A 25,035-nucleotide genomic window follows, 5' to 3' on the forward strand; every position below is an offset into this window, starting at 1 on the left:
GAGGCATCGACGCGCGGCATCGTGGCGGCCTTGGCGGTGTCCGCATAGGCCTGGGCACCGGCGATGCGGGCGCGCGCCTGTGCAATCGTCGGGCTGCCCTTGAGGGCTTCGTCGATCAGGGCCTTCAATTGTGCGTCACCGAACTGGTCGGCCCAGTCGGCTGCGGGCCAGTGACCGCTTTCGGCCGGCAGGCTTTGCGTGGTCGCGAACTGTTGCGGCGCCGCCATCTGCTGGTCGCTGTGAATACCTGCATAGTTGACGCATGCCGAGAGCAGCGCCACCAGGATTGCCGACAGCCCCGTCTTCATCACATGGATACCGCTGCCTGATTGAATAAACTGCGCCTTCATTTTTGGACCTGCCAGACTAATGGTGAAAAAGGGAGCGCTTGCCGCCCGGGCGGCGCGCTGCTCAGTGACCACCTGCGCCCGCTGCGCTCTTCGCGCCGGCCTTAGTGGGCTTGGTGATCCAGATGAGCGGAATGATCACGATAAAGATCACTGCCGACAGCCAGAACACATCATTCAGACCAAGCATTGCCGCCTGCGTGGTCATTTGCGTTTCGAAAAAGACCTGGGCCTTGAAGACACTCGCGTGCAGCGTCGTCTGAATACCCGCAATCGCATGCATATAAGCCGGGTTATTCACGCTGGTGCGCTCGGCGAGTTGCGCGTGGTGCTGGATCGTCCGGTCATTCCAGATCGTGCTCAAGATCGACGTGCCCGCTGCGCCGGCGAAGATTCGCGCGAAGCTCGACAGACCGGCGGCTGCCGGAATCTTCTCCGGCGGCAAGCCCGACAGGATGATTGCCGTAAGTGGTGTGAAGAACATCGCAACCGGGATGCCCTGCAACAGCGTCGGCAAAACCAGCGTGTAGACGTCGATGTTTGTCGTGTACCACGAGCGCATCAGGAACACGCCCGCGAAGCCTACGAAGGCCAGCGTCGCCAGCACCCGTATGTCCGATTTCGGCATGATCTTGCCCATCACCGGCGCAAGGAACACGGAGAAGATGCCGAGCGGTGCCACCACGAACCCTGCATCGACGGCACGGTAGCCCAGGTATTCCTGAATCCACGTCGGCAGGATCACGAGGTTGGCGAAGAAGATCGCGTACCCGATCGATATGGCGATGGTGCCGCCCGCGAAGTTGCGTCCCTTGAACAGGCGCAGGTCGACAATCGGTTTGGCCTCGGTCAGCTCCCAGATCACGAAGAACAGGAACCCGACCAGCGCGACGCTCGTGAGCGCCCAGATCACCGGTGAATTGAACCAGTCGAGATCCTTGCCTTTGTCGAGCATGATCTGCAGCGAGCCTACCCACACGACCAGCGAGAGGAGTCCAACCTTGTCGACCGGCAGCTTGCGCGACGGCGTTTCGCGCTTGCGATAGAGCGCCCAGATCACCGCGGCGGCGAACAGCCCAACCGGCACGTTGACGTAGAAGACCCACGACCAGTTGTAGTTGTCGGTGATCCAGCCGCCGAGAGCCGGCCCGGCGATCGGCCCGGCCGTCGCAGTCATGGCCCACAATGCCAGCGCGTTCGAGCTTTTATTCTTCGGAAACGAGGAGAGCAGGAGCGCTTGCGATAGCGGTACCAGTGGCCCCGCCACCGCGCCTTGCAAGACGCGGGCCGCGAGCAGCAAGGGCAAGTTCGGCGCGAGACCGCATGCCGCGGACGACAGCACGAACAGCAGGATGGCGACCACGAAGAGCTTGACCTGTCCGACTCGCTGCGTGAGCCACCCGGTCAGCGGAATCGCCACCGCGTTCGACGCGGCGAACAGCGTGATGACCCAGGTGCCTTCATCCACTGACACGCCCAGGTCGCCGGAAAGCGTCGGGATCGCGACGTTGGCGATCGACGAGTCCATCACAGTCATGAAGGTGGCGAGGGCCACAGCAAACGTGCCCAGTGCGAACTGCCAACCGGTCAATGGCGCCGGAGCGCTCGCGGCTTTAGGCGGGTTCATGTTGCGTCCTTTAAGAGGCTTGATGGCCGGCTGTTCTCAAGCCTGTGCCGCGTATCTGATCTGTCAGATATTTGGTGAAAAAAAAAGGCTGATTTAAAAACGCCACGCAAACCCTCTCGTGGCGTCTTTTCTGATCGCCAACACGTACGCTTGCAACGCACGCATTGCCGCGATCACCAGTAGCAATCCGCAGGGCGGAGCGCTACCGGTCCATCCTTACGCAGCCGCGATCGCTTCGCGTGCGCCAGCGAGGGATGCGCTAGCCGTGTCCGGACCCATGGCCAGGCCTTCAGCGTAGATGAAGGTAACGTCGGTCATGCCGAGAAAGCCAAGGAAGGTCTGCAGAAACGGCGTGTGGGTGTCGTCTGGAGTGCCGACGTACTGGCCGCCGCGCGCCGTCACGACGAAGACCTTCTTGCCCGTCACGAAACCTTCCGAACCGGTGGCTGTGTACTGGAACGAGATGCCGGCGCGAGAGATAAAGTCGAAGTACGTCTTCAGTTGCGACGACACGCCGAAGTTGTACATCGGTGCGCCGATCACAATGATGTCGGCCGCTTGCAGTTCGGCGATCAGCGCTTCGCTACGCGCATTGATAGCCGCTTGTTCCGGGGTCCGCTGGTCAGCCGGCGTGAAGAACGCGCCGAGGATCGAATCGTCGAGGTGGGGCAGCGGCTCAGCTTGCAGATTGCGGACGACGACTTGCGCGCCCGGATTCGATTGTTGCAACTTCTCGGTCAGTTCGTTGACGAGCAGGGTCGAGGTTGCGCCTTGCGAGCGGGCTGCCGAGTTGACTTGGAGGATCGTGGTCATGATATGTCCGGTATTGGGTTAGAAAAGCGCAGGACCCAGGTTACGCGAGATGGATTTATTGCGGGAAGCTGGCAAACCATGCTGGCGACAGGTGGCCTGCTGAGGAGACATTCCTGTTGGTTGATGCATGATGGACCGAGTCGATGGTTTTGCCGTACCATTTTTCCGATGTACACGTTCGATGGAGTTGCACATGTTGTCAGAGGAAGAACTGGCGCTGCTGGACGCGATTCGCGAGACAGGGAGCCTGTCACGCGCAGCCGCTCAACTGGGCAAGGCGCCTTCGACCGTTTCGCATGCTGCGCGCCAGCTTGAGAGCCGCTTCGACGCGCTGTTGTTTGATCGTCGCCGCTACCGCTTGCAACTCACGCCGGCGGGGCTCTTGCTGGCAGAAGAGGCGGGGCGTCTCATGCAGGACATGGCGCGCATGACGCAGCGGGTTCGGCAGATTGCCAGCGGGTGGGAGGACCGCCTTTGGATCGTGACCGATGAAATTATCGAATTCGATGTGATTATGCCGGTAATCCGCGCATTTGATGCATTGCAATCCGGGGTCAAGCTACGTCTAACGAATGAAGTGCTAAGCGGCACATGGGAGGCACTTCGCGATGGCAGAGCCGACCTGATAATAGGGGCGACCAATGAGCCCCCTGCGATACCCGGTCTGCGCTGGTTCGATCTTGGTGTGATGGAATGGGCATTTGCGGTTTCACCCCGCCATCCGCTGGCGGCGGCCAAAGGCCCGCTCAAGCGGGACGCCATTTCGGCCCATCGTGGCATCGTCGTTGCCGATTCGTCTAGAATGGCGGCATCACGCGCCTACGGACTCGTTGGCGGCCAGCCGTCGCTTGCCGTGCCCAACATGCGGGCGAAGATTCTCGCACAGCGCGACGGCCTTGGTGTCGGCTGGCTGCCAAAACGTCGGATTGCGTCGCTGCTCAAGCGTGGCGAACTGGTTGAGAAAGACACGGTCGATCCACGTGAACCCAACAAACTATATGTTGCCTGGCGTGGCGATCACGAAGGGCGCGCCCTGCAATGGTGGGTAGAACAACTGCGTCAACCACGTCTCGTGCGGCGACTGATGCAAGGCATCGACCTGTTTGTGTAAGCCGCAAGGAAAGGAGGTGAGGGGCGTTTAATTACACCGTGTAACAAGTGAAATCCCAAACGGGGTATTAATCGCCAGGTTCTCCAGTAATAGGATGCGCGACCACGTCATCCACACTGGAGAATCGAATGAAAAAAACTATTATCGCTGCGCTGCTGGCCGCTGCCGCCAACCTCGCCCATGCAGGCACGGTGCTGGTCGTGCTGTCGGATCAGGATCAACTGAACCTGAAAGACGGCAAGGTCATGCAAACGGGCTTCTTCCTGAACGAATTGATGCAACCGGTCCAGGCTTTCGTCGAGGCTGGCGAAACCGTTGTATTTGCCACCCCCAGCGGCAAGGCACCGACTGCGGACCAGCGATCGAATGATGTGAAATTTTGGGGTGGCGACGAAAAGGCCCGTCAGGAAAGTCTCGCGCTGCTGGACACGCTGAAGCTGACCGCGAAGAGCGGTTCGCCGGCGATCAGCTTCGCGCAGGTCAAGAAAATCGGCTACGACAAGTTCGACGCCGTGTTTGTACCGGGCGGCCATATCCCGATGCAGGAACTGCTGAAGGACAAGCAACTGGGCGAGTTGTTGAGCAACTTCCATGAAAACGGCAAGGTCACCGGCTTCACCTGCCATGGCACTATCGCCATGCTGTCGGCCATGCCGGATGCACGCGGCTTTGTCACCGCGCTGGAATCCGGCGAGCAGCCTTCGGCCCCCGCCAACTGGATTTATAAGGGATACAAAGTAACTGCTTTCACCGATGAGGAAGAAGAGCAGGCCAAAGGCTTCCTGAACGGCGGCCACATGAAACTGTTCCCGCAGGACGGCCTGGTGGCAGCCGGCGCCAACTTTGCCGAAGGCAAGCCGTGGAGCGAGAACGTGGTCGAAGACCGCGAGGTGATCTCCGGGCAGAATCCGCAATCGGCCAAGGCAGTCGCGCTGGCCATGCTGACTAAACTGAAGTAATTCAAGGGCGGCGGCGATGAAACCCATCACGAGGCGTTCCCGGCAGGCCGGGGCCGTAGGTGGTGCGAATCAGGCCGCCGCGCGTGAAAGGCGCAGGACAACGCGAGAAGCCCGCTGACCCAACGGGTACTTAGGCTTTTGGCCGATCGCGCGAAACGCGCGAGAAACTGGACTCCGGGTGGGCCGCGAGAAAAACCGGCAGATCGGTAGTGGGCGGTTTGGCAGGAACGTCGAAGAACATTTCGCAAACCCATCCGCGATGATACGACGCGTGATTCACCAGATGCATGAACATCGCGCCGCGCGACATCGTCGAGCGCTCGCCTGATATGAACGTGAACGACAGTTCTTCAGCCAGCGAGGCATCGATCTGTTCATCTGCCCAACTTTCGAACCACGCATTCACGTCCTGTTGCGCGCGACGCAGGTCGCCCAGTTCGGCGTGCACAATGACGTTGCGCGCCGTGAAGCCGTGTTCCTTGCGTTCGAGATGGGCCCTCCAGATCAAATCGACCACATAGTTGTGGTTCAGCGTGCCGACCATTGATTTGAATAGCGTTTGCCGGGTTTTGACGACTTCGTCGGGCGGCAAGGCCGCGGTGGCATCAAACATCAGATTGTCAGCCCACGTCTTATAGCGGGAAAGGATGTGGGCGGTTTGCGTATTGAGCATGACGGGCTTCCTCGGCTATTCGCTCGCGTCGTTTAACACGTCCGGCGCCGCACGACACGCGCGGGCCAGCTATTCACGCAACAGTTCATGCGTGCTCTGCGAACGGTTCACAATGGCATCGGGAAGTTTAACCGTCTGACTGAATTGCTGCAGACGAAGCCGCGCCCCGGCACTCGAAGCTGTTACTCTTTGCTCCCCCACCGTGGCATGGTCCCAGGTAATGGGCCGACCGCCCCGTGTCACGAAAAACAGGATCTTGAATGTTCGGCTTTCTTCGCAGCTACTTCTCAAACGATCTCGCGATCGATCTCGGTACGTCAAACACGCTGATCTACATGCGGGGCAGGGGCATTGTCCTTGACGAGCCTTCGGTCGTGTCGATCCGCCGCGAAGGCGGCCCGAATGGTAAAAAAACCATTCTGGCGGTCGGCAAGGAAGCCAAGCAGATGCTTGGCAAGGTTCCGGGCAACATTGAAGCGATCCGCCCGATGAAAGACGGCGTGATCGCCGACTTCAACATCACTCAACAGATGATCAAGCAGTTCATCCGGATGGTGCATGCGCCGCATATTTTTGCGCCGTCGCCGCGGATCATTATCTGCGTGCCGTGCGGGTCGACCCAGGTTGAGCGGCGGGCAATCCGGGAGGCCGCGCACAGCGCAGGCGCTTCCCAGGTTTTCCTGATCGAAGAGCCCATGGCCGCCGCAACCGGTGCGGGCCTGCCAGTATCTGAAGCGACCGGCTCGATGGTTGTCGATATCGGCGGCGGCACAACCGAAGTCGGGGTGATCTCGCTCGGCGGCATCGTGTACAAAGGCTCGGTACGCGTCGGCGGAGACAAGTTCGACGAGGCAATCGTCAACTATATCCGGCGTAACTACGGCATGCTGATCGGCGAACAGACCGCCGAGACGATCAAGAAGGCGATTGGCTCAGCGTTCCCGGGGTCCAAAGTTAACGAAATGGAAGTGAAGGGCCGCAACATGTCGGAAGGCATACCGCGCAGTTTCACGGTCTCCAGCAGCGAGATCCTCGAAGCCCTCACCGATCCGTTGAACCAGATCGTATCCGCGGTCAAGATCGCGCTCGAACAGACGCCGCCGGAACTCGGCGCCGATATTGCGGAGCGCGGCATCATGCTCGCGGGCGGTGGTGCTCTACTGCGAGATCTAGACCGTCTGCTCGCCGAAGAGACGGGTCTACCCGTGTTCGTTGCCGAGGCCCCGCTTACCTGCGTCGTGCGCGGCTCCGGCATGGCGCTCGAACACATGGACAAATTCGGCGGCGTTTTCTCCTACGAATGAGAGCTGCGGAGCGGCCGCCACGCGACCGCTCCGCAGCGCCGAAGCCAGTTCAATTTTCGAATCGCAGCCTTGGCCAGGACGTCTCCAGCCATTGAGTGTGTTTCTGGAGATCCGACCTGATCAAGCTTTGGGCGAGCTATAACTGTCTGGCGACGCGCCGCAGGACTACTCTGAACAGGCCATGTACGCGTTGCAGCAGGCTTTCGGTGTCAGTGCCAGAGAAGCCAGGAAACTGGCTTACTTTCAGATTGCCGAATTCCCGCGTCCGGCTGGCGTTGTATTTGAGCGCATTGGGGGCGCGCGTCGCTGAGCCGTCCGCGTTCGTGTTGGCGGCCTGCTTGCTACACTAGGAGCAATTGGCCGCCAGCACTGACATAGTGCGGCTCACTGAAGCGCCAACTACGTGACTTCGCAAAACCTACGACGAGCACTTAAATGAAACTTTCAAAGAGAAAATTTGGTCGCACCGGCTGGAATGTGTCCGAAATCGGCTTTGGGGCATGGGCGATCGGTGGGTCGTGGGGCGGTGTTGCAGAAGACGACGCCAAGGCGGCGCTCAATGCCGCACTTGATAGCGGTGTTACTTTCATCGACACGGCGGACGTCTACGGCGACGGCCGGTCGGAGCGGATCATTCGCGATGTGCTGCAGCAACGAGGCGGCGAGCGTCCCATCGTGGCCACCAAGCTCGGGCGCCGACTCGATCCGCATGTGACAAGCGGATATACGAACAAGCGCGAGCTTGCGGGTTTCATCGACCGGAGCCTTTCGAATCTGGGTGTCGATACGCTCGACCTCGTGCAGTTGCATTGCCCGCCGACGGAGGTTTATTACCATCCCGAGGTATTCGACGCGATGGACGACTTCGTTGCTGCCGGCAAGATCCGCTTCTACGGTGTATCGGTCGAAAAGGTCGAAGAGGCGCTGAAGGCGATCGAGTATCCCAATGTGGTTTCGGTACAGATTATTTACAACATGTTCCGTCAACGCCCCGCCGACTTGTTCTTCAGGCAGGCACAAAAGAAAAACGTTGCGGTCATCGCGCGAGTGCCTCTGGCGAGCGGCATGCTGACCGGCAAGATGTCGGCGGATTCGGTTTTCCCGTCCGACGACCATCGTGCTTTCAATCGCCATGGCGAGGCGTTCGACGTCGGCGAAACGTTCTCCGGGGTGCCTTATGACATCGCGTTGAAAGCAGTCGACGAACTGCGCGGCCTCGTGCCGATGGACGCCTCCATGGCGCAGCTGGCCCTTCGCTGGATTCTCATGGAGGATGCCGTCTCCGTCATCATCCCGGGTAGTAAAAACGCGGCCCAGGCGGCGTCAAACGTCGCATCTGCGAGCCTCGCGCCACTGTCCGATGAGGCAATGCAACGTGTCCGTGAAGTCTATGAGCGCCATATAGCGCGTCAGGTCCACCAGCGCTGGTAAAGAGTCCCAAACCCGTGGAAGGCCGCCGCGACACCGGCCGCCACGATTCAAGATGCAGCCTGATCCAAGGATAGCGGGGCAGGCGGATTTTGCCCTTTGCGACGGGCGGCTGCTTTTGTTCCCACTTCCCGCAGCGGCCTGGCTGCTCCGCGCTGCCCGCGTTCGCCACTAGCACCGCTACGGCGAAAATCTCCGCATGGCCAGGTCTTTGCACACAAAGCCGCCTTGAGCACCTTAATCGACATAAAGTTAAAAGCAAACCGACAAAGAAATTAAACAATATTTAATCTTTGTTGTGAAAATGGAAAGTATCGAAAATCCTTGATTGGTCAATTACCCCGTTGCATCATTTAATTTGAATGACTCCATTGAGTCACCCCTATTACCTGATTAACATCGCTCACGCCGTTGAGGTGAAAGGAGACCGTCCGCGTCGACAGATATCGTATTTTTACGAAGACGCGTCGCGGCAATTATCAAGGAAAACTAATGATCAAGAAGTTGCTCACAATACTGCCGATCGCGTTTGCTGCTGCAAGCGCGCACGCGCAAAGCAGTGTAACGCTGTACGGGATTGTGGATTTGGGCGTCGATTACGCGAGCAATGTCGAAAACGGCAGCAACGGCAAGCTCGTGCCGGGAACGGGCGGCAAACTCTTCCAGATGCAGAGCGGCGTTCCTGCCGGCAGCCGGTGGGGCATCAGGGGCAGCGAAGATCTGGGTGACGGGTTGCACGCGATCTTCCGGCTCGAAAGCGGCTTCAATGCGGCAGATGGAGCAGAAGGTGGCGGTGGCCTCGCGTTTTCGCGTAATGCTTATGTTGGCATCAAATCGGATAGCTACGGTACGGTGACGGTTGGTAAGCAATGGGACGCAAACGTCGACCTCGTTGAGCCGTATTCGCTGAACGGGCAGTATGGCGGGTGGTACTTCTCGCATCCTAACGACATGGACAACCTCGACAACGGGTTCCCGGTCAACAATGCCGTGAAGTACGTGAGCCCGAGCATTGCCGGTATCGTGTTCGAAGGTCACTATTCGTTTGGCGGCACCGCTGGACAGTTCTCGACCAACTCGTCGTATAGTGCGGCCGCTCAGTACACGCATGCCGCCTTTAGCGCTGGGGTTGGTTATCTGCGCGTCAACACACCGATCACCGCCGTGGCGGGCTACGGCAGCGGTGGTTCGTACGTCAATGCTGTCTACGGCGACGCGCTTGCTAATGCGCGCAGCCAGGGTGTTCTCGCGGCCGGCGCATCGTATGCATTTGGTCGATTCAAGTTGATGGGTGACTTCTCGAACGTAGATTTCCAGAGCGGCGATGCAGGGCACGACGTGCGCTTCCAGAACTACGAGGTGTCAGGTATCTACTCACTGACGCCCGCCCTTACTTTTGCAGCCGGTTACACGTTCACAACCGGTCTCGACCACGCGACCGGTGCGGAACCGAAGTATCACCAGGTGAATGTGATCTCGCAATACGCACTCTCGCCGCGCACGTCGCTTTATGTAATGGGTTCGTATCAGCGCGCCGCTGGCTCCGCACAGAACGCGCAGATTGCAGGCTTTAATCCGTCGAGCTCGCAGTCGCAGGTCGTGGCACGTGTGGGTATCACGCACAGCTTCTAAGGACGAGAACTTGACGTTTGTTCGAGGTATCGTTCGAAACGAAGCACCGGCTCGATAAGTGCCGTGTGCGTAGAACAGGCCGGGTGCAGTTACACCCGGCCTGTTTTTTTGAGTACCGCCGCGCCCGTTTGCACGGGCAAGCTTCTCTCAGAACGCCTTTGCAGGCATTGGCGTTCAGACGCCGCAGGACTGGCTGACATCCTCCAAGGATGCGTAGTCGGTGTACCCCCGATGGTCTCCGCCATAGAATGTGGCGCGCTCGTGCCAGGTCATTGCCGCCCCGGTGCGTACCCGCTCAGGCAGGTCCGGATTGCTGATAAAGGGACGCCCGAATGCGACAGCATCGGCACGCGCATCGCCCACAGCGGCACGGGCCGTTTCCGCGACATATCCCCCTGCAGAGATAAGTGGGCCTTTGAAGACAGATTTAAAGTGAGCAGCCGCGTCCGGAGCGTTCGCATCGAGCGGGAGATCCGTAGTGAAGTCCGCGCGAGGTTCGACGACATGCAGATAGGCCAGGTCACGCTTGTTAAGCTCACGACCGACGTAATCCCACAGTGCCTCTCCATCGCTATCGGACATGTCATTAAATCCGTTCCACGGCGACAGTCGGACACCCACTCGCTGTGCACCCAGTGCAGCGATCACGGCATCGACCACTTCGAGTAACAGGCGCGCCCGATTTTCAATCGACCCACCATATCGGTCTGTGCGTTTGTTTGAGCCGTTGCGCAGGAACTGGTCGAGCAGGTAGCCGTTTGCGCCGTGAACCTCAACTCCGTCAAAGCCAGCCTCTCGCGCGTTGCGCGCTGCCGTGACGAAGTCCGCAACAAGAACGGCGAGTTCCTTTTCTTCAAGCGCGCGCGGCGTTTCGAAAGAGACAGGCTGACCGGACGCGTCGGTGTGATCGCCGGATGGACGAACGGGCGAGGGCGCGACCGGCAGCGCTCCATCGGGTTGTAGCGAAGAATGAGAAATGCGACCCACGTGCCAGATTTGACTGAAGATGAAGCCGCCTTTCGCGTGGACCGCGTCTGTCACCGCGCGCCAACCGGCTATCTGCTCGGCGCTGTACAGGCCGGGCGTCCCGCGGTAGCCCTGTGCCTGCGGCGTGATATCTGTCGCCTCGGTAATGAGCAAGCCGCCTTCGCTCGCGCGTTGTCCGTAATACTCGGCGTTCAGTGCGTGGGGAACATTGCCCGGTTGAGCCGAACGCATTCTGGTCATGGGGGCCATAACAATGCGATGCTTCAGTTCCAGGGCGCCAAGCTTAAGCGAGGTAAAAAGCGGATCGGGCTGCACTGTTACGCTCCAGAAGATATTGGAGCGTAAGCGTATCAACTATATCTATTCGCGAGTAGATGTCGAATGCAATCATCCTGTATATCGTTTCCCGATACAATTGGTCGTATGCCGCCGAAGCACACGGCTAACAGGATTCGTGAAGGAAACCGATATGGATGCCGAGAAAATTGACCTTGGTGGCGTCGCAGTCTTTTTGAACGCCGCTGCGGCAGGCAGTCTTTCCGCAGCAGCGAGACGGATGGGCATCGCACCGATGGCCGCAACGCGGCGACTCGCAGCGCTGGAAGATGGATTGGGCGTGCGCCTCATGCAGCGCACCACGCGGTCGGTGTCGTTGACCGCTGAGGGCGAGGCCTTCCTTCCGTTCGCGTCCACCATCGTTGAGGCGGCGGAAGCCGGTCGCGCAGTCATTTCGCCGTCGCAAAACGGTGCGGCGGGTTTGCTGCGCGTAACGGCATGCGGGTCAATCGGCCGGACGGTCATCATCCCGCTGATTACGACACTGCTGGACCAAAATCCTGGCCTGCGGGTAGACATGCTGCTTACCGACACGGTGGTCGACATCGTATCGACCGGCGTGGACGTCGCGGTTCGGATCGGCGTGCTGAAGGATTCAAATCTGATTGCCACCTCGCTTGGGGTCAACAGGCGGATACTCTGCGCGTCCCCGGCGTATCTCTCCCGGCGTGGAAGTCCCCGCCGCCTCAATGACCTTGCCGACCACGATTGCATCGCGCCAACCGGCACATTGCACTGGCAGTTCAACGTCAACGGCGAGGAGCGCTCGATCCGCATTTCCGGCCGCGTCACGATCAGCAGCCTCGATGGTGTGTTCGATGCGTGCGTGGCCGGCGGGGGGCTTGCCGTCCTCTCAAGCTGGCATGCAGGCGCCGAGATCGAATCTGGCAAGCTGGTGCAGATCGACCTTAAGGATGCTACTCCCAAGGAACTGGAAATTTGGGCCGTGTACCCAACGAGACGTCAGGTTTTGCCGAAGGTGCGGGTTTTTGTCGAAGCGATGCGCGAACGTCTGGCGAGGCCGGCTAACGTAGCAGCCTAGTTTAGGAATCGGGTTCAACAGTACGTCTTACCACAGGCTTTAAGCCCGAACTTGCGTTGCGTGAGGCAGCACGCGGTGGTCCGGCCTGCGCTACGCCTCAAATACTTATTTCGGAAAAGGGGATGTCATGGCTAAGGATGAAATCGTCTGGGGGATCCTGGGCACCGCGAAGATCAACGACAAGGTTGTCTTGCCCATGCACAGCGCGCCAAAGTGCCGGGTGAAGGGCATCGCGTCGCGATCTCAGGCAAAAGCTCAGGAAGCGGCGAACAAATATGGTTTGACTGTCGCATACGGCAGTTACGAGGCGCTGCTGGAGGACCCGGAAATCGACGCGGTCTATATTTCGTTACCCAATCACATTCACGTGGAATGGACGATCAAAGCCGTCGAGGCGGGCAAGCACGTCCTGTGTGAGAAGCCGATCGGGTTGGACGCTCAACAGGTTGAACAACTCATCGCTGCGCGCGACAAAAGCGGCCGATACATACAGGAAGCCTTCATGGTTCGCACGCATCCGCAATGGTTGAAGGTGCGAACCTTGATCGACGAAGGTGCGATTGGCGAATTGCGGGCAGTGACTGGCGGCTTTACCTATAACAACACGAACCCGGACAATATCCGCAACCAGAGTGAACTGGGTGGCGGCGGTTTGCTCGATATTGGCTGTTATCCCATCACAACGTCACGCTCCATTATCGGGCGTGAGCCAAAGCGAGTGGTTGCCCTGATGGAGCAGGATCCAGTCTTCAGAGTGGACCGGCTTGGCTCTGTGCTAATGGACTTCGGTGGTGTGCAGGCGAGTTTCTTTTACTCGACTCAGACCCATCCCTATCAGCGAATGCAATTTCACGGTACCGAAGGGCGGATTGAGGTCGAGATTCCATTCAACGCACCAAACGATAAACCGGCGCGTTTGTTAGTGAGTGAAAGCACGAGCGCGGGTGTCGGGTCTGACCGATGGCTGGAAATTCAGGTATGCGATCAATATGGTGTCGCAGCTGCAACGTTTGCGGAGGCGGTATTGAGTGGAAGCCCGCAGGCTATTCCGCTAGAAGATGCGCGCGCAAATATGCGAGTGATTGATGCTGTGTTCCGCTCGGCTCGATCGGGCGCGTGGGAGGGAATTCAGGGAAGTTGAGGTGTTGAGTGCAACGCGGGGGCAGCCTCCGAGGTTTGACGTGCGGAAAGTTCCAAAGCCGCGAGCCACGATTCGCGCGTTATAGGGAGTGGCCGTTGGCGTAGGTTTCGAAAGCGATCTTTGGCACGCCTGGAAGCGACCGTCCGGAACGAATCGCACTCGACCGGTTACTTGCCCCGGAATCCGATCGCCCTTGAAGCGGCGCCCGACTCCATTTGCCTCGGGGCCACAAATTTTCCAGCGTTGGGATATTCTTCAAGCTCATTCCCCGCTGGCCGATGTGCGCCCCGAATCGCGCTGTGGCTCATCGCGTCAGCCCTCACCGAGGACTACCATGGCGATCGACTCTTCCGCTTCCCCTGTCTGGTTCATCACTGGCTGTTCGACCGGGTTCGGTCGGGAAATTGCACAGGCTGTACTCGCGCGTGGCTGGCGTGCTGTGGTCACTGCGCGCGATCCCGGCACGCTCACCGACCTGACGAACGCGGACCCCGAACGCGCACTGTCGCTCAAACTTGATGTGACCTCGCCCGAGGCCGTAATCGCCGCCGTCGCGCAGGCGAAGGCTGCGTTTGGCCGCATCGACGTGCTGGTCAATAACGCAGGATATGGTTATCTGTCAGCTATTGAAGAAGGTGAAGATGACGACGTGCGCGCCATGTTCGAGGTCAATTTCTTTGGCGCGGTTAGCACGATCAAGGCCGTATTGCCTTTGATGCGGGAGCAGCGAGCAGGACATATCGTCAATATCACGTCCGTTGGGGGCTTGGTGGGTAATCCGGGCAGCGGTTATTACGCAGCAACCAAGTTCGCGCTGGAGGGGCTTGGAGAAGCCCTCGCGCGTGAGACCGCCGAGTTGGGCATCAAGGTGACGACGGTCGAACCAGGGCCGTTCCGGACAGACTGGGCGGGTCGATCACTCAAGCAGACGCGCCAGTCGATCGACGCATACGCATCCATCGCTGGGAAGCGCCGCGCGCAAGTGGCAGCGGATAGCGGGCGGCAACCCGGCGATCCGGCACGCGCCGCGCAGGCGATCATCGCCGCCGTCGAAGCGAAGGTGCCGCCATCGAATCTCGTACTGGGCAAACCCGGGCTGGAAGCGGTCCGGGCGAAACTGGGCAGGCTTCAGAATGATTTGAATAGCTGGGAGGCGACGACAGTCGGCGCGGATTTTCCTGACTGATATCTACCACGGTATGGCCTTTTACTTACCGCTCTCCCGCATCCAGCAGAATACGTAGATCCTTTATCAGAAGGACCCGCCGCGCACGCCTACGCTGAGGCAGACAACGCTTGCGCGACACGCTCACGCAGTGTCGGCAATACATCGGCTTCGAACCACGGGTTGCGCTTGAACCACGCAATGTTGCGCGGTGACGGATGAGGCAATGGAATCATCTGCGGGCTGAAGTCTCGCCACCGCAGCAGGGTGTCGGTCAGTGTCGTACCGGATGCTGAGCCGAGACCAAACCGCTGCGCATATTGCCCGATCAGCAAAGTGAGCCGGACTGAGCGCATCTGTGCCAGCAAATCACGGTGCCAGTGTGCGGCGCATTCGGGCCGTGGTGGCAAGTCGCCACTTGCACCATGGCCTGGGAAACAGAAGCCCATCGGCACAAGCGCAAATTTTGCGTCATCGTAAAACGTCGCATCGTCGACGCCGAGCCAGGTGCGCAGACGAGCACCGCTCGCATCGCTCCATGGAACACCTGACGCATGCACTCGCGCGCCGGGCGCCTGGCCGATGATCAGAATCCGTGAGCTCCCAGACGCAGCGAGCACTGGGCGTGGGGCATGCGGCAGGACAGGTGCGCAGATCGTGCAGGCACGGATGTCGCGCAACAATTCATCCAGCGGGATTAGCTTTATAACAGTCATATCGCTCATGGCGTGACAGGATAGATAACCGGTCTCGTTGTACGTCCGTATCAATCTGAGGATGATACCGCTGCCAGCGCCAGAACACCGCTTCGGCGTACTTGATCGCGCATCGGGTATTGCGTCCCAGGGCGAGCAACTGAGCGAGGCGTGTATCCGCTCCCATCGCTCATCGTTTACAAACTTTTTGCGAAAACGCGGCAACTCTTTTGATGAACCGCGCCGGCAATCCTCCTAAGATCCTCAGGCTCCAAGTACCGAAGCAGGACCATTCAAAAGATGGCCCGCCTCAGCGGCACGAGGAGCCTTTCGTTGAACACGTTTGTCGAGCGAACGGAGCGTTATCCGGACGTTTCATCCGAGATCCTGCTCATCCATCTCGACGCCTTGTTGGGGCATTTCCTGGAGCATAAGCAAGTGAAGAAGAATATTGTCGGGGCAGCAGTTTTGTCCGTTTTTGCCGTGGCGGCTCAAGCGCAAAGCAACGTCACCCTCTATGGGTTGATCGATGCGGGTATCGTTTATACGAACAATCAGGGCGGCAGCAGCGCGGCGCAGGAACAAAGCAGCATGCTGTCGAACGAAGTATGGGGTTTGAGGGGCAGCGAGGACCTCGGCGACGCTCTGCATGCGATTTTCCGCCTCGAGAACGGGTTCAATCTGCAGAACGGAAAGACCACTTATGCGGGCACCATGTTTGGCCGTCAGGCATACGTTGGTTTGCAGAGCGACAACTATGGAACGGTGACGCTAGGGCGGCAATACGACGCCGTGGTCGACGATCTCGGGGCGATCGCATTGGCAAACAACGGGGACGGAAACAACCTGGCCGCGCATCCGTTCGACAACGACAACGTGGACGACTCGTTTTATATCAACAACTCGGTCAAGTACGTGAGCCCGACGTACCAAGGGCTGCAGGGCGAGGCACTGTACGGCTTCAGCAACGCAGCCGGCGCGTTCTCGAACAATCGCGCCTATAGCTTCGGCGTGACATACAGCAACGGTCCGATCAATCTGGCGGCCGCTTACCTCCAACTAAATAACGGTGCGCTGAGTTGTACCGGGGCGCTGTCGAACAACGACTTCGTCAGCTTCCCCGCCGCGCGGCAACGCGTGATGGGCGCTGGCGGCAACTACACAATCGGACCGGCGGTGGTCGGCCTGCTGTGGACGCATAGCTTGTTCGACAACACCGAGCCCGGCGCGAACTCCGCGATCCAGCAGTCGTTCGACACCCTGCACTTTGATAACTACGAAGTCAACGTGCACTATTCCGTGACCCCGGCGATCTCACTCGCTGGCGCGTACACCTTCACTCAAGGCGCTGTCGCTGGCGGCACCGGTTCGGCGGACCCGAAATGGCATCAAGTAACGCTGATGGCAGATTACTCGTTCAGCAAGCGCACGGATGTCTATGTCGAAGGTGTCTACCAGCACGCGTACGGCGCTGCCGGCTCTGCGTTCGAGGGTGCGGATATCAACGGTTTGTCGCAAGCTACAACAGGCAATCAGATTGCGGCAACCGTAGGCCTTCGGACCCGCTTCTAACGCGTGCAGCGTTTGGTCGGGGTAGAGAAGTGGGTCAGGCCAGGCACATCGTGCGGCGATCCGATCACGCGCGCTGGGGCCACTGGATAGGCCACCGAGACTCAAACCTGGCAGTCCTGCGATGTTGGATTTAAAGCCGCTCAGAAACCGGATCTGTTTTCCATCCAGTTCGCCGCCGCTGCGCTCAGCAACGAGACCGCGGCGACGCTAAGCGGCGGAATGCCGTTGCAGATATCCACCACGCTCGCCGCGGAAGTCGGACTTTCTACGGCTTCCGCGCAAGCGAGCAGTTGTCCAAGCGCGCCGGCGCGCGTCCGGATGGCTTCGCGCACGGGCTCGGCCAGTTGCAGTTCGTCAAACAGGTCAGCAGGATCGCGCTGCAGTACGTCTGGCAGCAAAGAAGTCATGCCTGTCATGAACGCATTGTCGGCGAACGCTTCCTCATGGGGCTTGATTCGGCGCGCGGCCAGCTCCATGAAACGTGCCCGGGTGCCGACCAGTTGCACGAGCGCATTGGAGGCGACAGAGCGGCTATCGCCGTCCGTGTAAAGCGCAAGGAGAACCCAGCGCCGCAACCATTCGGTCCCAACCATCTGCACAGCGTCGCGCAGATGCAACTGTTGGCGTGTTACCGCATGGTGCCCGGAGCTGGCAAATCGCAGCAATTGCATCGTCAGCGAGGGGTTGCGCTTGACCTCCTCGACAACGGTCAAAAGCGCGGGCTCCGCGTTGAGTAGAACCAGAAGCTTGACCAGCGCCTGGCGCAGCGGGGGAATCCGGCGGACCCGCAACAGGTGAGGATGCGCGAAATAGTAGCCTTGGAAGAGGTCGCAGCCCGCTTCGTAGGTCCACCGGTATTCCTGCGGCGTCTCGACTTTTTCCGCAATGACGCGTTTGCCGGCGCGATGCATTGCGTCGACGAATGGCCGCAGTTTATGGGGAGTCCAGTGAGGCGCCTCGATCTTGACGAGCCGGACCTTGTCAAACACCGCGGTACGGATCTGATCGCACTCGCGACAATCGTCGATGGCGAAACAGTACCCTGCATGCGATAGCGCTTCGATGCGCTTCAACAGTTGGGCGTCCTCCTGCATCGACTCGCGGATTTCGATCACAAAAGGCTCTGGCGGCAGTAGCGTGAACATGTCGTTCATGAGCCAGTCCCGCCCTGCGTTGATGTAGCCGGGCAGACCTCCCAATACGCTTTCGATACCCAGTTCGCCGAGCGTCTCGATCACGATCTCGGCTGTCGCGCGGATGTCATCCGATACTGTGCCCTCGTCCCGCGCTGGGTTACTTGAACCGAACGGGCGGAAAAGCAATTCGTACGCGACGAGATGGCCTTCGCGGTTCAGGATTGGCTGCCTTCCCAGATACGAATTCATCGTGATCAAGGATAACGCGGCAGTATCGTGCGTGATGTCATTCATGCGGATTACTGGTCAATAGACGTCTGGCATATATGAATGCGGATAGCAACACGACGTCCCGGACACTGCAATGGGATTTGATCAGTTTTCCCTATCACACGATTTCTGCGGCTTTCTGGCTGGCCAGAAGGATGGCTGTATGGGTCGGCGTCACATCCACGTGTCCGCCAGACTGCGTGAGCGTCGACACAATGGCGTGGTCCTCAAAGCGGCATTGGCACAACAACTGATCCGAAGCAGCGAGCCTGACCGTTTGTGCAAGCGTAAGCGCGGCAAGGAGGTCTGCGCTCCGCTCGGACAATCCCAACCGGAACATCCCGACCAGCTTGTCCTCCCTGAGCATGCGTTGCGCAAGCATGATGTAAGCCAGGTTGATTTCCCTGACCATTGTCAACGCATCATCGTTCACGATCTTTCCATCCCCTTTGGATCCCTTGGCAAAGCGATCACCGATCCCTGAACCACCGGCGCGAGTTCACGCGGCAAGCCCGCGAGTTACTACCAGACACAAAACGTTACATTTAGATACGTTTGCGCGTAGTTTAGGGATGTCCTTTGCGAAAGGCAATGGCTCAGAAATTATCCGGAAGACTCGTCGCCGTGGGCCGCCGTGCCGTGGGCGCTGGCGCTGACTGTGTCCGGTAGGCCCGCAAAAGCCAAAATCTCAAAGAATGCTCACTTGCAGGTAAGGGAAATGTTCCATATTATTTCAACGTTTCGTGCGTGCGCCGACCGTCTGTAAGAATTTCCGAAAGATTAGATGGTAAGGGTGACGCTCAGGTACCGGGATGCGAATCCTGCTTCGGGCCGGCATGCTACGAAACTCGGGCCCCCGACCGGTAATGGCGTTATGCAACCGACCGGTGGGCGCGCGTTACGAAAGCCTTACTTAAAGCAATTATTGTTACGGCCCGGTGAGCATTGGGCGCTGTTCCTTGCACGTGTTGCTGTTTTTTGGGGCACGGCTTGGGCTCGGCTATCAATAGCTCGTCGCTTGTTTGTATTCCTGGAGGTATGCGTGAATATCCATTCCGTGGCAAGCACCATGGCGACACCCAGCTATCAGCGGACAACGTCGTCGAATTCGAATCCCGTTCAAACAATCGAGCACGTTGCTACTGAAGTCGCCGGCGTTGCGGCGACGGTCGCGCCGGTAGTCGGCCTGGTGGGCGGCCTCATCAATATTTTTGCCTGACCGACGCGCAGTCGGGTCAAGTCTCGGCAGACCTGTCGAGAGCGTGAGATGTTCCAAAAGAGTGCGCCGCCCTTCTCCACGAAGGGCGCGAAGGCATTTGCAAATATCCACCAGTCTGGGTTCGAACGCCCAGTATCCCCAGTCGCATCCCATGTGAAGACCACAGCGTGGGCTCACGATCGTTCGTTATCCAAAATGTTTGTTATCCGACGTGTAGCGGACATACAACGTGAAAGGCCACGACGCGTCAGCCTTGGCGTCGGAATCGCGCGTTGATTCCAAAAGTCTGATCAAACGGGACGGCCTCCCAGATTCGTGCTCAGCCGAGGCGCACCGAAACGCGAATTTATTGTGAAGCTTTCCTTTCAACTTTAGAAAAAGATAGTCCTTAAATTGACGCACTTATCGGCTTAAAGTCGGCCTCTGAACTTCAATCGTTTGCTCACTGGCGTTTGGCGGTTCGTTCAGTGACAAACAAAGCCATTGAACGGAGGATAAAGCAATGAAGATGCGGCAACTGGCCCTCACGTCGGCCATCCTTGTGACGGGCGCTGCTCACGCGCAAAGCAGCGTCACGCTTTTCGGCCTGATTGATACGGGCGTCGTCTACGTCAATAACCAGCGCGCGGTTGCGACCAACCCGAACGTAGGCGGCTCCAGCTGGTCACTGCAGTCTGGCAACGTCTTTACGTCGCGGTGGGGCTTGCGCGGCACTGAAGATCTCGGTGGCGGGCTCAGCGCCGTATTCTGGTTGGAGAATGGTTTCAACGTCGCCAACGGCACGTTCAAGAACGGGGGAGACCTGTTCGGCCGTCAGGCCTGGGTCGGCCTGAGTGCCACCCAGTACGGTACCGTTACGCTGGGTCGTCAATACGACTTCATGGTCAGTTATCTGGCACCCCTTAGCGCGACCGGTTCGGGCTTTGGCGGCAACCTGGCAACTCACCCGTACGATAACGACAACCTGAACAACGACATGCGCCTGAACAACGCAGTCAAGTTCAGCAGCGTGGCGTTCGGCGGCGTGAAAATCGGCGCGATGTACGCATTCTCGGGGGCAGCAGGACAGGTCTCGAACAACAACGCGTATAGCGCGGGGATCTCCTACGCGTTCGGGCCGATCAACCTCGCGGCGTCTTACTTGCAGATCAACCGCGACGCCAATAATCCGAATGCGACGGGAGCGGTCAGCACGGGTGACGGCGATGCGTTGACGACAGGCGGTCTGCAACGGATGTACGGCGCAGGCGCGCAGTACCTGTTCGGCCCGGCTTCCGTCGGCCTCGTCTGGACGCATTCGTCGACGGAAAACGTGACGGGTCTCTGGCAGGGCGGCAGCACCACGACCGGCAAGCTGACCGGTAGTTACCTCAAGTTCGACAACTTCGAAATCAACGGACGATATTTCCTGACTCCGGTCCTGAGCCTTGGCGCATCGTATACGTACACGATGGCCTCGTTCGATGCGCCGAAGGGCGCGGATCCGCATTGGAACCAGGTCATGGCCCAGGCGGATTATTCGCTGTCGAAGCGTACCGATGTCTACCTGGAGGGGGTCTACCAGCGCGTGGGTGGCGGCAACGGCCTGCCGGTGTTCGACGCAGGTGTCTACAGCCTCACCCCGTCAACGAATGAGAAGCAGGTTGTCGTTGCCGTAGGGATCAAGCACAAGTTCTGAACTGAGTTCGTCGGGTGTCTGGGGATGGTGGGAGAGGCGGAGGCACTCACATCCGCTATGCCCGGACGAGATTACCGGACACTTTCCAGCGAAGTTCAGGTGGCAGCAACGCCCCCGGCGAAACCTTAGCGAAGCACATCATGCGCGGATGGCGACAGCTCAAACTTGCTCCAAACCAGCATCACGCAACCAAGCGCCAGGATCCCGCCGACGATGCCTGAAAAACGCCACGCCGCGGCAGCAGGATCGACGGACCAAAAGGAGTCCTGCACGAAAACGAGTATGAATGCGATCGCAAACTGTCGGCCGATATAACTGGCGCCTTGCTGTCCCGTCTGCAGGTGGCATCCCACCCACACGCCAGCAGACAGCGCGAGCAGGTAGGGAATATCATGGCCGCTTACCAGTGGCAGCAGCGCGATTCCCACCGGTCCTGCAAAGAGGCAGCCAATCATGCGTTGAATCATCTTTTGCATCACGGGCTTGCGTGACGGTACGAGTTGCGACGACGGAAGAATCAGCACGGCGATGATGGTGACCAGCGCCTGCGCCAGACCCTGCAGTTTGAACGCATAGGTGAGCGACGCGACGATTACGACCGCAACGGCGGCCTGGATGGCCAGTTCAGCCCGCACTAAACGCTGCGTTTCGAACGATGGCTGCGTTCCGGTGGACATCGAATTGGTTGCTTCATTGGACGTCGAAGCGAGTCCGTGTTGTGGACGCCAACGTCTGCCGACGTGGAAAATACCGGACACCAATACGCATGCAAACACGCCGACGCAGACGTCCACAACCCGCAGCAGGGCAAATTGAGCCGTCGGTTTAAACGTGTGTAGTTCATGAGCCTGATAGATCACCATCACTGCCGTCACACCGCCGAGCACCCAGCCATACGAGGCGGATCCGGCATTCGCGCGATAAATGGTGAACCCACTGATTGCGCCCAGCAACGGAACAAATAGCCAGGGCAGATCCCCAATCTGGGGGCCTGCGAGTGTCCCGACCAATGCGCCCAAGATCGTCCCCAACACGCGAAGCATTGCTCGTTCGACCGATAAAGCAAAGCTCGTCTGCATCACCGCAAATCCGCTGATTGCAGCCCACCAGACGTCGGGCAGTTTCAGCATATGCGCAAACGCGACAGCCAGTCCGACGGAGATCACCGCCTCGATACCAAAGAGCGCGCGCTCCGCCGATGGTTTCCATCCGGCAAGCTCGCGACCGAGCGCGAAAATCGCATCACGGGCAATTTCTATGAGGATGGCATTGCGCATTTCGCATGTCCTGGCAAAACAGATGAACTAGGTCGTGAAGCGCAACACGACACGGGCGTCGAACTCAGTCCAGGCAGTTCCCGGTCAACCACCAGGCAATGTGCTGCAAGTCATTTGCCGATGAACTGGAGCGTATCCACCATCGGCGTCTTTGATGCGTTGACCATTCCCTGGAAGGGCGTATCCATATCGAGGACGACATAAATCGCAGTGGTAGCTGAAATCGCGCAAAGAAGAAAAACGACGCACATGCTCCAGCTTCTCGGCGCGCTGAAGCCAAATATGCCGAATATGACGACGAGCCAGCCGACGAGGATCATGATCAATGGAGTCGGGATCAAGCCCTTTCTGTGTTCGAGTGCAAGCCATCGGCCGGCAAAAATATCGTCCCAAAGATGAAGCGCACTGTCCTGCAACTTCTCCTGCAAAGCGCCGACGGGCTGTATGGCAAAGATAAGTTCCTGGATGTCGTACGTACTCTGAATGATCTCTCGCGACTCCGCCTCTGCGCTCTTGCCCGTTGTGCTGGAAAACAGGAACGTGATCCACCGGGCGTAATCTTTCTTGATCTGAGCGCGCAGGTCGTCGGTCGAAGGGCCGAACTGGGCCAAGGTGCGATCGAGCCGGATCATGGTGACAGTGTTCCGCTCAAGTGCAGTGTTAACGAGATCCAGCGAGGACTTTCCCGACGAAATCAGCAGGCTAAGGACCAATGCCGACAATGTCGCAACGAGTCCAACGGCGATGCGCATCGCGCCAAGTGAAGCTTCGTCGAAATGGTGATCCGGCATTTTCAATCGCACATACGACCCAAGTGCTGCGCTTGAAAGGATTAGCCCCAGTACGATGGCGGAAATAACGTAGTGGTCCATGTGGAGACGGCCTCGTTAGTTCGAACAGGGTTCGGCGACTCGTATGCGAAACCAGCATGGCAGCCAGGCGGCGGATTTGAGCGCTGGCCACACCGTCAATTATGCGTCATTTGGAGTTCCGATCTACCGGGTCCTAATTGCTTGGCGTGGCTGATTTCTCGGGCCGCTTCATGCTTGACGAATGGGCACATGCACAAAGAGCCTATGCACGTGCCGATTCGCAGTCGAAAATGCAGGGAGACTAGGTGGGGTGAGGCCGGTCCAACGATGATATGCAACCTCAGCGGATCAAGCACGACGGCGGACTTGACAGGCATGCCGCCGTCGCTTCTCGCTCACGAGTTCAGATCGCCGAGAAAGTTGCGGCAAGGTGTCTCCGTGTTTGGCCGGTGCTGGAACTTGCGCTTCACCAGCGTGCTATCCGTATGAAAGGCATCGGGGCATTCCACTTTCAATTTTCGGATCGTCATATCAACGTATTCGATGCCGATCTTCGCAGAGTTAATTAACTCTCGCTTCTGGGATTGGTTCAGTTTCACGTCATCTCCGTGTAGAGAAAAGGACTTCAAGAAAAAGTTGCCAGCGTCGCCGGCTCAGCTATGCCTGAACAGTGCGATCTGGCCTTTCTTGTAGAGATCGTGGACCTTCCCTGCGAGCGGTGCATCCGGCGTCTTCTGGCACTCGCCAACGACTGCGGCTACCGGTGTCGCGACATCCACCACGTTTGTGACCGTCTCGCGCACGCCGAGCTTGTCGACGCCGGAGACCCAATAAACCAGTGCTGGCTTGTAGGCGTCTTGCACGGCGAGAAAGTCTGAACAGCTCATTTCAGCGGGTGTGACCGGCTTGGGTGCTTGCGCGAAAGCAAGTGGGGAAAGGCACAAACTGACCACCGTGGCGGTGGCGACGATAAAGTGCTTCATGGCATTCTCCAGATAGTGCTACGTTTCGCCACCTCCCGGCGGCGGCGTGCTGCTTGTCGATATCCCAATGCCCTCCAGCGTCGCGGAATGGGCGCTCAGGATCGTGGATTCCACCAACAACCGGCTCTATGCATTAGGCGGTGGAACGCGTCTTGAGGCGTCCGCCGCGCGAGCCGTTGCGCGATGTTGATACGTAGCGTATCGAGAGAGAATGAGGAGAAAATTAGGTCGCCGCGATTGGCGTGTCGGCAGCGTTGTGCAGCCGAAGATAGCTGTTGTCGCAGCACTCGACGGTCGCCCCGTGAGATGCTGCGTCCTGCTGATGATGTGGCGCGAGCGGATAGTTGCTGTCTTGCGTGAAGTGCAAGGCGGTTTTCGGTCGGTGCGGGAGAGATCGGTTAGGACCTGGGCGGAGTTTCTGCCTTCGTCAGAGCGGTGCTGGATGCGGGCCGGTTTCGGGCACTGGCTTGCACGGGGGGGCGTTGCTTAGAACCCTGGTCCTGTTTGGCGTGTCGTTGGTCGAGTTGAGCGGAACGATTGATATGCATGTCGGACGCCGGATGATGAACGTGCTGCGCCATATCCTTTGCATGCAACTGCTGCGGGCGCACGTTCTTTTCATGACGCCGGCCGTGTTCGACATCGGCGCGTACGATTGACGGATGTGCGGAGTGATGGGCGGTCACTGAGCGCAGGTTGTCCCGTCGGCGAAACACCTCCCGGCGTCTGTCACCATGACCATAGAAGTGCCGATGACGCTGACCGTCTGGTCCCGTCACCCAGATATACGTGCTTCCGCCGATGAAGACGACATCGCTATTGGCAGCC

The 25,035-nt window shown here is 58.8% G+C and carries 24 protein-coding genes; 12 read left to right on the forward strand and 12 right to left on the reverse strand.

The features are described 5' to 3' along the window. From WCA85_RS32385 to WCA85_RS32395, 3 genes are all read right to left on the reverse strand, one after another. A partial coding sequence (locus WCA85_RS32385; protein WP_424069459.1) for a TolC family protein occupies positions 1 to 308 on the reverse strand: 308 nt, incomplete at its 3' end. A 103-nt stretch (positions 309 to 411) separates the two neighbouring features. Further along, a complete protein-coding gene (locus WCA85_RS32390) occupies positions 412 to 1,974 on the reverse strand; it encodes a DHA2 family efflux MFS transporter permease subunit (protein WP_424069353.1) in 1,563 nt (520 codons plus the stop codon). A gap of 216 nt (positions 1,975 to 2,190) precedes the next feature. After that, positions 2,191 to 2,787: an FMN-dependent NADH-azoreductase gene (locus WCA85_RS32395; protein WP_424069355.1), complete on the reverse strand. Its 597-nt coding sequence runs from the start codon at positions 2,785 to 2,787 to the stop codon at positions 2,191 to 2,193. 193 nt (positions 2,788 to 2,980) lie between these two features. Between WCA85_RS32395 and WCA85_RS32400 the strand changes: the two genes are divergently transcribed. Continuing rightward, positions 2,981 to 3,898: a LysR family transcriptional regulator gene (locus tag WCA85_RS32400; RefSeq protein ID WP_424069357.1), complete on the forward strand. Its 918-nt coding sequence runs from the start codon at positions 2,981 to 2,983 to the stop codon at positions 3,896 to 3,898. 128 nt (positions 3,899 to 4,026) lie between these two features. After that, entirely contained in the window at positions 4,027 to 4,857 is an 831-nt protein-coding gene (locus tag WCA85_RS32405) for a type 1 glutamine amidotransferase domain-containing protein (RefSeq protein ID WP_424069359.1), read from the forward strand. 130 nt (positions 4,858 to 4,987) lie between these two features. Here the strand turns inward: WCA85_RS32405 and WCA85_RS32410 are convergent, their stop codons facing one another. Beyond that, positions 4,988 to 5,530: a DinB family protein gene (locus WCA85_RS32410; protein WP_424069361.1), complete on the reverse strand. Its 543-nt coding sequence runs from the start codon at positions 5,528 to 5,530 to the stop codon at positions 4,988 to 4,990. Between the two features lie 260 nt (positions 5,531 to 5,790). Here WCA85_RS32410 and WCA85_RS32415 point away from each other — a divergent pair, with 260 nt between their 5' ends. From WCA85_RS32415 to WCA85_RS32425, 3 genes are all read left to right on the forward strand, one after another. Beyond that, positions 5,791 to 6,834 carry a rod shape-determining protein gene (locus WCA85_RS32415; protein ID WP_424069363.1) on the forward strand — a complete coding sequence of 348 codons (1,044 nt, stop codon included), beginning with the start codon at positions 5,791 to 5,793 and terminating at the stop codon, positions 6,832 to 6,834. A gap of 435 nt (positions 6,835 to 7,269) precedes the next feature. Then, the gene (locus tag WCA85_RS32420; RefSeq protein ID WP_424069365.1) at positions 7,270 to 8,265 is read left to right on the forward strand and encodes an aldo/keto reductase; all 996 of its coding nucleotides are present in this window, start codon (positions 7,270 to 7,272) and stop codon (positions 8,263 to 8,265) included. A gap of 492 nt (positions 8,266 to 8,757) precedes the next feature. Continuing rightward, entirely contained in the window at positions 8,758 to 9,894 is a 1,137-nt protein-coding gene (locus WCA85_RS32425; RefSeq protein WP_424069461.1) for a porin, read from the forward strand. Between the two features lie 174 nt (positions 9,895 to 10,068). Here the strand turns inward: WCA85_RS32425 and WCA85_RS32430 are convergent, their stop codons facing one another. Continuing rightward, a complete protein-coding gene (locus WCA85_RS32430; protein WP_424069367.1) occupies positions 10,069 to 11,196 on the reverse strand; it encodes an alkene reductase in 1,128 nt (375 codons plus the stop codon). Between the two features lie 154 nt (positions 11,197 to 11,350). On the opposite strand from WCA85_RS32430, the gene WCA85_RS32435 reads away from it, so the two are divergent. The 3 genes from WCA85_RS32435 (at position 11,351) to WCA85_RS32445 (ending at position 14,586) form a co-directional block, all read left to right on the forward strand. Continuing rightward, positions 11,351 to 12,259, forward strand: coding sequence for a LysR family transcriptional regulator (locus tag WCA85_RS32435; RefSeq protein ID WP_424069369.1), 909 nt, complete (start codon positions 11,351 to 11,353; stop codon positions 12,257 to 12,259). A gap of 127 nt (positions 12,260 to 12,386) precedes the next feature. Next, entirely contained in the window at positions 12,387 to 13,400 is a 1,014-nt protein-coding gene (locus tag WCA85_RS32440; RefSeq protein WP_424069371.1) for a Gfo/Idh/MocA family protein, read from the forward strand. A 334-nt stretch (positions 13,401 to 13,734) separates the two neighbouring features. Further along, positions 13,735 to 14,586, forward strand: a complete 852-nt coding sequence (locus WCA85_RS32445) for an oxidoreductase (RefSeq protein WP_424069373.1) — start codon at positions 13,735 to 13,737, stop codon at positions 14,584 to 14,586. 89 nt (positions 14,587 to 14,675) lie between these two features. Here the strand turns inward: WCA85_RS32445 and WCA85_RS32450 are convergent, their stop codons facing one another. Further along, the gene (locus WCA85_RS32450; RefSeq protein WP_424069374.1) at positions 14,676 to 15,281 is read right to left on the reverse strand and encodes a uracil-DNA glycosylase family protein; all 606 of its coding nucleotides are present in this window, start codon (positions 15,279 to 15,281) and stop codon (positions 14,676 to 14,678) included. Between the two features lie 417 nt (positions 15,282 to 15,698). On the opposite strand from WCA85_RS32450, the gene WCA85_RS32455 reads away from it, so the two are divergent. Then, complete coding sequence (locus WCA85_RS32455) at positions 15,699 to 16,832, forward strand: porin (RefSeq protein ID WP_424069463.1); 1,134 nt, start codon at positions 15,699 to 15,701, stop codon at positions 16,830 to 16,832. Between the two features lie 140 nt (positions 16,833 to 16,972). On the opposite strand, the gene WCA85_RS32460 is transcribed toward WCA85_RS32455, so the two are convergent. Further along, entirely contained in the window at positions 16,973 to 18,262 is a 1,290-nt protein-coding gene (locus WCA85_RS32460) for an EAL and HDOD domain-containing protein (protein ID WP_424069376.1), read from the reverse strand. 94 nt (positions 18,263 to 18,356) lie between these two features. Beyond that, positions 18,357 to 18,671 (reverse strand): flagellar transcriptional regulator FlhD, encoded by a 315-nt coding sequence (flhD, locus tag WCA85_RS32465; RefSeq protein WP_424069378.1) that lies wholly within the window; start codon positions 18,669 to 18,671, stop codon positions 18,357 to 18,359. A gap of 609 nt (positions 18,672 to 19,280) precedes the next feature. Here flhD and WCA85_RS32470 point away from each other — a divergent pair. Beyond that, positions 19,281 to 19,457, forward strand: a complete 177-nt coding sequence (locus tag WCA85_RS32470) for a hypothetical protein (protein ID WP_424069380.1) — start codon at positions 19,281 to 19,283, stop codon at positions 19,455 to 19,457. A gap of 502 nt (positions 19,458 to 19,959) precedes the next feature. Next, complete coding sequence (locus WCA85_RS32475) at positions 19,960 to 21,135, forward strand: porin (RefSeq protein WP_424069382.1); 1,176 nt, start codon at positions 19,960 to 19,962, stop codon at positions 21,133 to 21,135. A 125-nt stretch (positions 21,136 to 21,260) separates the two neighbouring features. Here the strand turns inward: WCA85_RS32475 and WCA85_RS32480 are convergent, their stop codons facing one another. From WCA85_RS32480 to WCA85_RS32495, 4 genes are all read right to left on the reverse strand, one after another. Continuing rightward, positions 21,261 to 22,265 carry an FUSC family protein gene (locus WCA85_RS32480; RefSeq protein WP_424069384.1) on the reverse strand — a complete coding sequence of 335 codons (1,005 nt, stop codon included), beginning with the start codon at positions 22,263 to 22,265 and terminating at the stop codon, positions 21,261 to 21,263. Positions 22,266 to 22,522: 257 nt separating this feature from the next. Beyond that, the gene (locus tag WCA85_RS32485) at positions 22,523 to 23,284 is read right to left on the reverse strand and encodes a hypothetical protein (protein WP_424069386.1); all 762 of its coding nucleotides are present in this window, start codon (positions 23,282 to 23,284) and stop codon (positions 22,523 to 22,525) included. A 335-nt stretch (positions 23,285 to 23,619) separates the two neighbouring features. Further along, a complete protein-coding gene (locus tag WCA85_RS32490; protein WP_424069388.1) occupies positions 23,620 to 23,823 on the reverse strand; it encodes a hypothetical protein in 204 nt (67 codons plus the stop codon). A 54-nt stretch (positions 23,824 to 23,877) separates the two neighbouring features. Further along, entirely contained in the window at positions 23,878 to 24,207 is a 330-nt protein-coding gene (locus WCA85_RS32495) for an HdeA/HdeB family chaperone (RefSeq protein ID WP_424069390.1), read from the reverse strand. 482 nt (positions 24,208 to 24,689) lie between these two features. On the opposite strand from WCA85_RS32495, the gene WCA85_RS32500 reads away from it, so the two are divergent. Further along, on the forward strand, positions 24,690 to 24,866 hold the full coding sequence (locus WCA85_RS32500; RefSeq protein ID WP_424069392.1) for a hypothetical protein: 177 nt from the start codon (positions 24,690 to 24,692) through the stop codon (positions 24,864 to 24,866). The last annotated feature ends 169 nt before the right edge of the window (positions 24,867 to 25,035 follow it).

The sequence above is a fragment of the Paraburkholderia sp. genome (genome assembly GCF_049581445.1).
Taxonomy (GTDB): domain Bacteria; phylum Pseudomonadota; class Gammaproteobacteria; order Burkholderiales; family Burkholderiaceae; genus Paraburkholderia.